This window comes from Streptococcus sp. Marseille-Q6504 (genome assembly GCF_965111625.1).
Genome location: NZ_CBCOON010000001.1, coordinates 265,186 through 276,858 on the forward strand (window position 1 = coordinate 265,186; position 11,673 = coordinate 276,858).

The 11,673-nt window shown below is 38.5% G+C and carries 9 protein-coding genes; 7 read left to right on the plus strand and 2 right to left on the minus strand.

Features of this window, described 5'->3' with window-relative positions:
- Positions 1-99: 99 nt before the first annotated feature.
- Positions 100-2,040, minus strand: coding sequence for a Cna B-type domain-containing protein (locus tag ACWPUA_RS01300; RefSeq protein WP_454378682.1), 1,941 nt, complete (start codon positions 2,038-2,040; stop codon positions 100-102).
- A gap of 699 nt (positions 2,041-2,739) precedes the next feature.
- On the opposite strand from ACWPUA_RS01300, the gene ACWPUA_RS01305 reads away from it, so the two are divergent.
- The 3 genes from ACWPUA_RS01305 (at position 2,740) to ACWPUA_RS01315 (ending at position 7,400) form a co-directional block, all read left to right on the plus strand.
- The gene (locus tag ACWPUA_RS01305) at positions 2,740-5,286 is read left to right on the plus strand and encodes a M1 family metallopeptidase (protein ID WP_006153324.1); all 2,547 of its coding nucleotides are present in this window, start codon (positions 2,740-2,742) and stop codon (positions 5,284-5,286) included.
- A gap of 115 nt (positions 5,287-5,401) precedes the next feature.
- Positions 5,402-6,073, plus strand: a complete 672-nt coding sequence (locus tag ACWPUA_RS01310; RefSeq protein WP_006153276.1) for a response regulator transcription factor — start codon at positions 5,402-5,404, stop codon at positions 6,071-6,073.
- Positions 6,066-7,400, plus strand: a complete 1,335-nt coding sequence (locus tag ACWPUA_RS01315) for a sensor histidine kinase (RefSeq protein WP_006153196.1) — start codon at positions 6,066-6,068, stop codon at positions 7,398-7,400. Before ACWPUA_RS01310 ends, ACWPUA_RS01315 begins: the two co-directional genes overlap by 8 nt.
- A gap of 27 nt (positions 7,401-7,427) precedes the next feature.
- Here the strand turns inward: ACWPUA_RS01315 and ACWPUA_RS01320 are convergent, their stop codons facing one another.
- Positions 7,428-7,703 carry a DUF3270 family protein gene (locus ACWPUA_RS01320; RefSeq protein WP_006153244.1) on the minus strand — a complete coding sequence of 92 codons (276 nt, stop codon included), beginning with the start codon at positions 7,701-7,703 and terminating at the stop codon, positions 7,428-7,430.
- A 368-nt stretch (positions 7,704-8,071) separates the two neighbouring features.
- On the opposite strand from ACWPUA_RS01320, the gene ACWPUA_RS01325 reads away from it, so the two are divergent.
- The 4 genes from ACWPUA_RS01325 to rpiA all read left to right on the plus strand — a co-directional run bounded on the left by ACWPUA_RS01325 (position 8,072) and on the right by rpiA (position 11,650).
- Positions 8,072-9,127: an ABC transporter permease gene (locus ACWPUA_RS01325; RefSeq protein ID WP_414265421.1), complete on the plus strand. Its 1,056-nt coding sequence runs from the start codon at positions 8,072-8,074 to the stop codon at positions 9,125-9,127.
- Positions 9,128-9,140: 13 nt separating this feature from the next.
- On the plus strand, positions 9,141-9,821 hold the full coding sequence (locus ACWPUA_RS01330) for an ABC transporter ATP-binding protein (protein WP_006153298.1): 681 nt from the start codon (positions 9,141-9,143) through the stop codon (positions 9,819-9,821).
- Positions 9,822-9,932: 111 nt separating this feature from the next.
- Positions 9,933-10,862 carry a peptidase U32 family protein gene (locus ACWPUA_RS01335; protein WP_006153309.1) on the plus strand — a complete coding sequence of 310 codons (930 nt, stop codon included), beginning with the start codon at positions 9,933-9,935 and terminating at the stop codon, positions 10,860-10,862.
- Positions 10,863-10,966: 104 nt separating this feature from the next.
- Entirely contained in the window at positions 10,967-11,650 is a 684-nt protein-coding gene (gene rpiA / locus ACWPUA_RS01340) for a ribose-5-phosphate isomerase RpiA (RefSeq protein WP_006153251.1), read from the plus strand.
- The last annotated feature ends 23 nt before the right edge of the window (positions 11,651-11,673 follow it).

Below are 11,673 nucleotides of genomic sequence, written 5' to 3' on the forward strand. Positions count from 1 at the left end.
ATGTCCGCTTTTTTGAATCTAACAAGTAAAGTTAGTGGATAAAGTATTCAAAGATGTGTATCTTTTGAATCCCTATTCAGTCACTTCTACATTGGTTGATTATTTTTTACGATAATGTAAAACTGTTCCTACAGCTACGATAAGCATTGCAACACCAGCAACAGAAACAATTAGGCTATTACGTTCACCAGTATTTGGAAGGCCTGGTTTGTTTCCAGTTGTTGTAGTGGTTGTTGAAGCATTAGATCCAGGAGTTGGATTCTCAGCAGTAGTTGTAGTTGTAGAGCCTGATTCTTCACTACTGTTTTGGCTAGTTGGCTCTTCTGGAGTCGTAGTTGAAGTTGTAGGCTCTGGAGTTGTAGTTGTAGAGCTTGATTCTTCACTACTATTTTGACTAGTTGGCTCTTCTGGAGTCGTAGTCGTAGTAGTTGAAGATGAAGTCTTAGGCTCTTCAGTCGTAGTTGTAGTAGTTGAAGATGAAGTCTTAGGTTCTTCAGTCGTAGTTGTAGTAGTTGAAGATGAAGTCTTAGGTTCTTCAGTCGTAGTTGTAGTAGTTGAAGTTGAAGCCTTAGGCTCTTCAGTTGTAGTTGTAGTAGTTGAAGTTGAAGCCTTAGGCTCTTCAGTTGTTGTAGTAGTTGAAGTTGTACTTGAAGTCTTAGGTTCTTCAGTCGTAGTTGTCGTAGTTGAAGTCGTAGACTCAGTTGTCGTAGTTGTAGTCGTAGTAGTGGTTGTTGAAGTTGTAGTTGGTTTGTTTGATGTGTTAACGACCTTAATCACGTTTGCATCATCAATTTTTTCAACTTTAGAAGTGTAACCTTCAGGTGTATTTGTTTCCACTACTGAGTACTCAATCTTCTTACCATCTTTGATACCTGGTAAATTAGTAAATGCTGCTTGCCAACCAGAAGCTTTTGTAAGAGTTTGTGTCATCCCTTCCAAGGCTTGGCCGTCAGCATACAATTGAACTGTGATATCTTTACGGTCAGATTCTTCGTCTCCAACCCATTCTTTTTGAACGGTCACAGTTGTGTCACCAGATACCCAGAATTTCAACTCAGTGTTGTTCCAGAAAGCTGGATCTTCTTGAGGAGTTGTGATTTCGTCAGATTTCAATGTAGCGTTGTTATCTACGCGAATGGTAGTCTTAGGAATTAATGTTTGGTATTCGATGATTAATTCTTCGTCCGTAGCTGTTTTGAAAACATCGCTGACGTCTGATAAATTAACGGTAAATCCATTACCGTCGGCATCGAATTTAACATGTTTCCAGAAGTCCCATCCTGAAGCAACCACTTGTCCACCTTTTCTCAATGTGAATGATGGTTTCAAGTAAGTTCCCACAAAGAATTCACTTGCAGCATGATTAGCTGCAGGAGCAAAAGTGATTTTTGAGTAATCTACAGATGGAGCTTGGATACGGTCACTAACAACTGGGTTTGTGAGGGCTTGTTTCTTACCATCTCCGTTGATACGGATGAACCATTTTGTTAGATAGTAGTCATCTCCAACATTCATCCATGCATAGTTTTCAGATGCATCTAATTTGAATTGTTTAGCTACATAGTCACCAGTAAGGTTGTACTTGTTCAACACAGATTCAAATACGCCAGGACCGTCAGGACGTGTGATGACAACTGATTCAGAACCTACTTTTGAAGTAGCTGTTTTGTTACCAGGATTTCCTGGTGTGTTATCCCATTCTGCTTTGTATGAGAATCCACCTTTAACGTTTTCGTTCATTGACTCGATTGCTTTTTTGAATGTAAAAGTAATCTTTTTGTTTGTCATTGAAATAGTCGCTACTTCAGCACCATTAGCTTGAAGTGATTGCGTTGCGAGTTCTGTGATATTGACACCTTCTGGAGCGTCAATGGTGAAAGTGTCCCCATCTTTAACAGATTTACCTGTTAAATCCCAGTCAAATGAGAAGGTAACTTTTTGTCCATTTGCTTGAGCTTTTAAATTAGTTACTGTCGGTGTAACAGTCGCTGCAGAAACTGGCTTGATGATTGAAAAACCAAGAGCAACTATACTGAACATTGCAACAAACGCGAATAATTTTTTATATAGAGATTTCAATTTCCCCAAATCCTTTCTTCTATAAAATCTTCTTGTTTGGTAATAACACCCAAAATATTGATTTATATCATTTAATAAAATTGACAGTCCTATTCTGACGAAAAATCCTTTCTTTATTGCAGTTTACTCCAGCTCCATTGAAAATAAATTAATGCAATAGTTCTGAGACTCCGTATGTTATCAACTACTTTATATTTAGAGTAACGATTAGACGTAAAAGGGATTTTCTGCTAGTTTATTTCATGGACGTGAATCCAATATTTAAAAAATAACTAATGAATTTTTTAAATATTGGATTCGATTCTGAAGAAAACTAATAATAGAAGTGCAATATATTAAAAAAGACATAATAATTGTCATAAATTAAGTATTAATATACCAAACACACTAATTTTAGCACTAACGTATGTATTAGTCAACGAAAATGACGCGAATTTCCTATAATTTTTGGTGTTTTTTGACTTGTTTTGACAAAATCCCAAAACAGGCTTAAAATATAGAAATTCTAGGCGTTCGCAAAACCGTTTTCTTATTATTTGAGTTTAAAAAGACAAAAATTGTATAAATGAACGTTCAAAGCTTTTTTCTGACTAAAAATATGATAAAATAGGTATGTTTGAACTAGAGCATTCGCTCATAAATTTAGAATAGGAGAATATGATGCAAGCAGTAGAACATTATATAGAAAAATTTGTTCCTGAACATTATGATTTATTTTTAGACTTGAGTCGTGAGACCAAGACTTTTTCAGGGAAAGTAACCATTACTGGTCAAGCTAAAAGTGACCGTATTTCCCTTCACCAAAAAGACTTGGAAATTGCTTCTGTTGAAGTAGCAGGACAAGCTCGTCCATTTACAGTTGATAACGAAAACGAAGCTCTTCATATCGAACTTACAGAAGCAGGTTCAGTTGAATTGGTTATTGCTTTTTCAGGTAAAATCACAGACAACATGACAGGAATCTATCCATCATACTACACAGTTGATGGAGTTAAGAAGGAAGTTTTGTCGACTCAGTTTGAGAGCCACTTTGCCCGCGAAGCCTTCCCATGTGTGGATGAGCCAGAAGCTAAAGCAACCTTTGACCTAGCTCTTCGTTTTGACCAAGCAGAAGGCGAACTTGCCTTGTCAAACATGCCAGAAATCGATGTTGAAAACCGCAAAGAAACTGGCATCTGGAAGTTTGAAACTACACCTCGTATGTCTTCTTACTTGCTAGCTTTCGTAGCTGGTGATTTGCAAGGGGTAACTGCTAAAACTAAAAATGGTACTTTGGTAGGTGTATACTCAACTAAGGCACATCCACTTTCAAACCTCGATTTCTCACTAGATATCGCTGTTCGTTCTATTGAATTTTACGAAGACTACTACGGAGTCAAGTATCCAATCCCTCAATCTCTTCACATCGCCCTTCCTGACTTCTCAGCAGGTGCTATGGAAAACTGGGGTCTCGTAACCTACCGTGAAGTCTACTTGGTTGTAGATGAGAACTCTACCTTTGCCAGCCGTCAACAAGTAGCCCTCGTTATTGCCCACGAGCTTGCTCACCAATGGTTCGGTAACCTCGTAACTATGAAATGGTGGGATGATCTTTGGCTCAACGAAAGCTTCGCCAACATGATGGAATACGTCTGTGTGGATGCGATTGAGCCAAGCTGGAATATCTTTGAAGATTTCCAAACAAGTGGAGTGCCAGCCGCTCTTAAACGTGATGCGACTGATGGTGTTCAGTCTGTTCACGTCGAAGTCAAACACCCAGATGAAATCAATACACTCTTTGACTCTGCTATCGTTTATGCTAAAGGAAGCCGTCTCATGCACATGCTTCGTCGTTGGCTAGGAGATGCTGATTTTGCTAAAGGCTTGCACGCTTACTTTGAAAAACACCAATACGGAAACACTATTGGTCGTGACCTTTGGAATGCCCTTGGTCACGCATCAGGCCGTGATGTAGCAGCCTTTATGGATTCTTGGTTGGAGCAACCTGGTTATCCAGTTTTGACTGCTACAGTTGAAAATGATGTTTTGAAGATCTCACAAAAACAATTCTTCATCGGTGAGCATGAAGACAAGAATCGTCTTTGGGTAGTACCCCTTAACAGTAACTGGAAAGGTTTGCCAGATACACTCGAAACTGAAAGCATCGAAATTCCTGGTTATGCAGCTCTTCTTGCTGAAAACAAAACAGCTCTTCGTCTCAACACTGAAAATACTGCCCACTACATTACTGACTATCAAGGTGAATTACTGGATGCTATCCTTTCAGAATTAGTTGAACTTGATAACACAAGTAAGCTTCAAATCGTCCAAGAACGTCGTTTGCTTGCTGAAGCAGGACATGTATCATATGCAGACTTGTTGCCAGTGCTTGATAAACTTGCTAAGGAAGAGTCTTACCTGGTTGTTGCTGCAGTTTCTCAAGTTGTTTCTGCCCTTGAGCGCTTTATCGATGAAGGAACAGAAGCTGAGAAAGCCTTTAACACTTTGGTTGCTAAATTGGCCCGTCACAACTATGAAAGACTTGGTTTTGAAGCGAAAGAGGGAGAATCTGATGAAGATGAATTGGTTCGTCAATTGACCATTTCTATGATGATTCGTTCAAATGATGAAGAAGCTAGTCAGGCAGCAAGTCAAATCTTTGCAGCCCATAAAGAAAAACTTGCAGGTCTTCCGGCAGCCATTCGTTCTCAAGTTCTTATCAATGAGATCAAACATCACGAAACTAAGGAATTGGTGGCGACTTATCTGGATCTATACACTCATGCAACGGATGCAGTTTTCAAACGTCAATTAGCAGCTGCGCTTGCATACAGTACAGATGCAGAAAACATCCAAACTCTTCTTGCAACTTGGAAGGACAAATTTGTCGTGAAACCACAAGACCTTTCAGCATGGTACCTCCAATTCCTTGGACACCAAGCTACCCAAGAAACTGTTTGGGTTTGGGCTCGTGAAAACTGGGATTGGATCAAGGCAGCCCTTGGTGGAGATATGAGCTTTGACAGCTTTGTCATCTTCCCATCACATATCTTTAAAACAGAACAACGTTTGGCAGAGTATAAGGCCTTCTTTGAACCACAACTTTCTGATCTTGCCCTTAGCCGTAATATCAGCATGGGTATCAAGGATATCGCAGCACGCGTTGAATTGATTAAACGTGAGAAAGCAGCAGTTGAAGCAGTTGTTGCACAATATGGCAAGGCTTAAAAACTTCTTGACTAAATAGTATATAAAAACTCAACTTTCTCTTAGAAAAACAAGGAAAGTTGAGTTTTTTTTAAGATATTTTTGCTATAATGGATATAATAAGGAGGAATTTTTGATGATTAAAATTCTATTAGTGGAAGATGACCTAGGCCTGTCAAATTCAGTCTTTGATTTTTTGGATGATTTTGCAGATGTTATGCAGGTATTTGATGGCGAAGAAGGTCTCTACGAGGCTGAAAGTGGCGTCTATGACTTGATTCTATTGGACTTGATGTTACCAGAAAAAAATGGTTTCCAAGTCTTAAAAGAACTACGTGAAAAAGGTGTTTCGACTCCTGTTCTCATCATGACAGCCAAGGAAAGTCTTGATGACAAAGGACATGGATTTGAGCTGGGAGCAGATGATTATCTAACCAAACCATTTTATCTAGAAGAACTCAAGATGCGTATTCAGGCCCTTCTCAAACGATCAGGGAAATTTAACGAAAATACCTTAACGTACGGTGATTTGACAGTCAATCTATCTACTAATGAAGTTAAGGTTCAAGATGCCTCTGTTGAGCTGCTTGGTAAAGAATTTGAACTCTTGGTCTATTTCCTCCAAAACCAAAATGTCATCTTACCAAAAACCCAAATCTTTGACCGTTTATGGGGATTTGACAGTGACACAACCATTTCCGTTGTAGAAGTTTATGTATCAAAAGTTCGTAAGAAATTGAAAGGTTCAACCTTTGCTGAAAATCTCCAAACTTTGCGTAGTGTTGGGTATATTTTAAAACATGTTTAAGAAATTAAAAAAGAATTGGTACGCAGAAGATTTTAGCTACTTTATTCGTAATTTTGGTGTGTTCACCCTAATTTTCTCTGCCATGACCTTGATTATCTTGCAGGTTATGCACTCCAGTCTCTACACATCAGTGGATGAGAAACTGCTATCTCTCAGCAACAATCCTCAGGACATCATTCAATTGGCCGTCAATCGTGCAACTGAAGACGTTAAGGATTTAGGTAGTGGCAGTGTCGCTTCAGCATCTGATAAAAAACCAAATGTGAGTTCCAATACTGAAGTGATTTTGCTAGATTCAAATTTGAATCAATTAGTGACTGGTAATCGCTTTTTAGGATTAGACAGAATAACGTTCAATAAAAAGGATTTAAACCATATCCGACAACTTCATGTTGTGAATAGCTACGGCCAGGATGAGATTTATCGGGTGGTCTTAACGGAAATGAATATTGATTCTGTTTCGACTAATATTAAGTATGCTGCTATCCTGATTAACACAAGCCAACTAGAGCAAATTAGTCAAAACCACGAGCAGTTAATCGTGGTGGTAATGGCAAGTTTTTGGATTCTATCTATCTTAGCCAGTCTTTATCTTGCACGTGTCAGTGTTAAACCCTTACTTGAAAGTATGCAAAAGCAAAAAAGCTTTGTGGAAAATGCCAGTCATGAATTACGGACTCCGTTGGCAGTTCTTCAGAACCGTCTGGAAACTCTTTTTAGAAAACCAGAGGCGACTATTATGGAGTCAAGTGAGAGTATCGCTTCTAGTTTGGAAGAAGTTCGAAATATGAAGTTTCTAACAACTAACCTTCTCAATCTGGCACGTAGAGATGATGGAATCAAGCCTGAGTTTGGAGAGGTAGAGCCAGACTTCTTTAATACAACCTTTACTAACTATGAGATGATTGCGTCCGAGAATAATCGTGTTTTTCGTTTCCAAAATCGTGTTCATCGCACCATTATCACAGATAAACTCCTCCTCAAGCAATTGATGACCATTCTGTTTGACAATGCGGTCAAGTATACAGAAGAAGAAGGAGATATATATTTTGAGATTTCAACGAAAGAACGAAGCCTCTATTTAACGGTAGCTGATAATGGGATCGGTATTTCTGTAGCCGATAAAAAGAAAATCTTTGATCGTTTTTATCGTGTTGATAAGGCACGTACACGGCAAAAGGGTGGTTTCGGTTTAGGCTTGTCTTTAGCTAAGCAGATCGTCGATGCCTTAAAAGGCTCTATCAGTGTGAAAGATAACAAACCTAACGGAACAATTTTTGAAGTCAAGATAGCTATCACAACACCATCAAAACGAAAGAATAAATAAAAAAAACCTTCGATTTATCGAAGGTTTTTATTTGAATTTTTTCTTGATAAAAGTGCGCTGAAATTGTAAAGCTACAAGACTGAGGCCGATAGCCAAAGCAAATGATAAAACAGTGTTCAATTTAAGCGATAAGAACATAAAACTAAAGATAGCTAAAAAGACACAGAAGCAAGCAATGTTTACAAAAAATAGGACTTCCTTTACACTAGCAACAGAAGTATTTTCTGGGACATAATCTTGAAACTGAGCAGCTTTTATACTTTCTTGTTCTAACTCATACGGGTGTAGTTTTCTTGCGGGCATATTTCTCTCCTTAACAGTACATTACTATTTTATCATTTTTTAAAGAGAGAATTATTACAGGATTGTTACAAATTGCATAAAATCTGTTATCAAGGCCAATTTCGGAAATCTTGACATGCTGATGGGAAAATGATAGGATGAGTAAACCGTTTAAACTTTATCATTTTCTCATATTATATACAAGGAAAATTTGATGGTTAAAACGAATAAAAATCATACACAGATGCAAATAAATTCAATTTTGAAGTAAGGACAGGATTCTTTTAAATTGATTCTAGTTTTTCATGACGAGATAGTTTTCTGTCTTTAGTGCTATGGTAAAGAGGAGATTTGTTCCCTCGACAACAGAATACTTAAAGGAGACTGGCATGTATCTTGCTATCAAAGAAATTTTACAGAATAAACTGCGTTATAGTTTAATTCTAACTACCATTTTTCTCATTGCTTTTATGGTCTTTTTTATGACCAGTTTGGCTCTCGGGCTTGTTCGAAATAACAGGGCTGCTATTGATAATTGGCAAGCAACAGGAGTTGTGCTATCCGATTATGCAAATGATAATTTGACTGCATCCTTTATACCAGAAAAAGACTACAAAGATAAAGTGTCTAAGGATGCTGTTCCCCTAAGCTACATGTTTGCGGTGACAAACCTTGTTAATAGTAATGACAAGATGAATGTCTCTATTTTTGGTCAAGAGTGGGACAGTTTTATCTCGCCAAGCTTGATTGAAGGGCGTTACCCAGAAAATGACCAAGAAGTGGTAGTGGATCAGTCTTTTGAAAATTACGGTATCAAACTCGGGGACGCTATTCAACTCAACGGAAGTGAGACAAGTTTTAAGATTGTAGGTTTGACCAGAGAAAATAAATTTTTCACGGAACCTGTTGTCTTTACAAGTTTAACAACGTATTGGGATTTACAAGGAATAACAAAAGGCAATCGTTCGATCTCTGCATTGGTATTGCAAAATGATTTAGAAGTGACTGGCGATGGTTTGAAGCAGATTTCTATTCAAAAAATGATTTCGAAAATTCCTGGCTATACCCCTCAGGTCAATGTATTCTCAGGAATGATTATAGCTATGATTGTCATTACAGGTCTGATTGTAGGAATTTTTATCTACATCATTACTATTCAAAAATTAGGCCTCTATGGAATTATGCGAGCGCAAGGGATTCAGATAAAATCCATCGTATGGTCCCTTTTCTGTCAAATCTTTCTCTTATCTGGTTTGGGTATAGGATTGGCTTTATTAGCTATTTGGGCTGTCATTTTAGTCTTACCTGCAACCTTCTTTTTCTACCCTAGTTGGTTGGCATACTTTGTCTTAAGCCTGGTCATTTGCTTGATGGCACTACTAGGTGGCGTCATTTCGCTTCCGCGTCTACTTAAAGTAGATCCAATTACAGCGATTGCAGAATGATAAGGAGAATGATATGACGACATTAATTGAGATGATTCAAGTGACAAAAACTTATGGCGAAGGCAATACGAAAGTTACAGCTCTCCATGAGACCAATTTTCAGCTAAATGCTGGTGAGTTTGTAGCGATTGTGGGGCCTTCTGGATCAGGTAAAACAACCTTTTTAACGACTCTAGGCCAACTTCAAGAAGCTTCAAGTGGAAAGATTCTAGTAAAGGGAAAAGAGACTGGGCATTTATCTGAAAAAGAAAAAACGGATTTACGCTTCAGTGAATTTGGTTTTATTCTCCAGGCTTCAAATTTGATTCCATTTTTAACAGTTAAGGAGCAATTAGATTTAATTGACCGTTTGGATAAAAAGAAATCTATAAAAAGTGACCGACAAGAGTTATTTAGTTTGTTGGATTTAGAAAAGGTTCAAAATCACTATCCCAAAGCTCTCTCTGGTGGTGAACGCCAACGAGCTGCAATTGCTAGAGCCCTTTATAATAATCCTAGTATCGTACTTGCAGACGAACCGACAGCTAGCTTGGATACACAACGTGCTTATCAAGTGACGGATATGTTGGCTTCAATTGCCCATGAGCAAGGTAGGGGAGTTGTCATGATTACGCATGATACTCGCTTGCTAGATAAGGTTGACCGTATTTATGTGATGAATGACGGACGACTTGTTGAAAAGACACAAGCATAAATCTAAAAAGTGAACTGTTATTGGTACGGTTCACTTTTTTTAAAAATTTCGAGTAACAAAACACACTTTTCTATATAGCTGATTTTTTTGAAATGTGGTATAATTTTCTTTATGGAAAAGATTATCATTACAGCAACTGCTGAAAGTATTGAACAAGTAAAACAGCTACTTGAAGCTGGTGTTGACCGCATTTATGTCGGTGAGAAAGATTTTGGTCTTCGTTTGCCTACTACCTTTAGTCTTGAAGAATTGCGTGAAATCGCAAAAATTGTTCATGATGCCGGTAAGGAATTAATCGTTGCGGTCAATGCTCTTATGCACCAAGACATGATGGACCGTATCAAGCCCTTCTTGGACTTTTTAGAAGAAATTAAAACGGACTATATCACAGTTGGGGACGCAGGTGTTTTTTATGTGGTTAACCGTGATGGCTATTCTTTTAAAACCATCTACGATGCCTCAACCATGGTTACCAGCAGTCGTCAGATTAACTTCTGGGGACAAAAAGCAGGAGCATCAGAAGCAGTTTTGGCGCGTGAAATACCATCTGCAGAACTTTTCAAAATGCCTGAAATTTTAGAAATTCCTGCTGAGGTCTTGGTATACGGTGCTAGTGTCATCCACCATTCTAAGCGTCCACTCTTGCAAAACTACTATAATTTCACACAGATTGATGATGAAAAATCTCGTCAACGTGACTTGTTCTTGGCTGAGCCAAGTGACCCAGAGAGCCATTATTCTATTTTTGAAGACAATCATGGGACTCATATCTTTGCTAACAATGACCTTGATTTGATGACCAAATTGACAGAACTAGTAGAGCATGGATTTACCCACTGGAAACTGGAAGGTCTCTACACTCCAGGCCAAAACTTTGTAGAAATTGCAAAACTCTTTATCCAAGCGCGAAACTTGATTCAAGAAGGGAACTTCACACATGACCAAGCCTTCTTGCTCGATGAAGAAGTTCGCAAGCTGCATCCTAAAAATCGTTTCTTGGATACTGGATTTTACGACTATGACCCTGATATGGTTAAGTAAACATCACAAAACCCGACATAAATTGTTCGGGTTTTTCTAGTGTAAGGATGAATTTGAAGCGTATTCATGATATAATAGAAGTAGCTCTATTTGGAGGTGTATAAGTGGAAAATCTGAAAAAAATGGCAGGGATTAAAGCTGCCGAGTTCGTCAAAGATGGTATGGTTGTCGGGCTTGGAACAGGCTCAACTGCCTACTATTTTGTAGAAGAAATAGGTCGTCGTATCAAGGAAGAGGGCTTACAGATTACAGCTGTAACGACTTCTAGTGTGACCAGCAAGCAGGCAGAAGGACTCAATATTCCTCTTAAGTCAATTGATCAAGTGGACTTTGTAGATCTGACAGTTGATGGTGCAGATGAAGTAGACAGTCAGTTTAACGGCATCAAAGGCGGTGGTGGGGCCCTTCTCATGGAAAAGGTTGTCGCAACTCCATCTAAAGAATATATCTGGGTAGTTGATGAAAGTAAGCTAGTAGAGAAACTCGGTGCCTTTAAATTACCAGTAGAGGTTGTTCAATATGGTGCTGAACAGGTCTTCCGTCGATTTGAGCGAGCTGGCTATAATCCGAGCTTTCGTGAAAAAGATGGGCAATGTTTTGTGACGGATATGCAAAACTTTATCATCGATTTGGCCTTGGAAGTGATTGAAGACCCAATTGCTCTTGGACAAGAATTGGATCATGTCGTTGGTGTCGTCGAGCATGGATTGTTTAACCAAATGGTGGATAAGGTCATCGTTGCTGGACAAGAGGGCGTTCAGATTTTAACTTCAACAAAAGCAAAATAATCAAAATAAAAAGGAGACACACT

Bases quoted from the DNA above. Each gene is read 5' to 3' on its own strand.
- ACWPUA_RS01300 (WP_454378682.1), bottom strand. From the start codon at position 2,040: ATGTTCAGTATAGTTGCTCTTGGTTTTTCAATCATCAAGCCAGTTTCT.
- ACWPUA_RS01305 (WP_006153324.1), top strand. From the start codon at position 2,740: ATGCAAGCAGTAGAACATTATATAGAAAAATTTGTTCCTGAACATTAT.
- ACWPUA_RS01325 (WP_414265421.1), top strand. From the start codon at position 8,072: ATGTATCTTGCTATCAAAGAAATTTTACAGAATAAACTGCGTTATAGT.
- ACWPUA_RS01320 (WP_006153244.1), bottom strand. From the start codon at position 7,703: ATGCCCGCAAGAAAACTACACCCGTATGAGTTAGAACAAGAAAGTATA.
- ACWPUA_RS01335 (WP_006153309.1), top strand. From the start codon at position 9,933: ATGGAAAAGATTATCATTACAGCAACTGCTGAAAGTATTGAACAAGTA.
- ACWPUA_RS01315 (WP_006153196.1), top strand. From the start codon at position 6,066: ATGTTTAAGAAATTAAAAAAGAATTGGTACGCAGAAGATTTTAGCTAC.
- ACWPUA_RS01310 (WP_006153276.1), top strand. From the start codon at position 5,402: ATGATTAAAATTCTATTAGTGGAAGATGACCTAGGCCTGTCAAATTCA.
- ACWPUA_RS01330 (WP_006153298.1), top strand. From the start codon at position 9,141: ATGACGACATTAATTGAGATGATTCAAGTGACAAAAACTTATGGCGAA.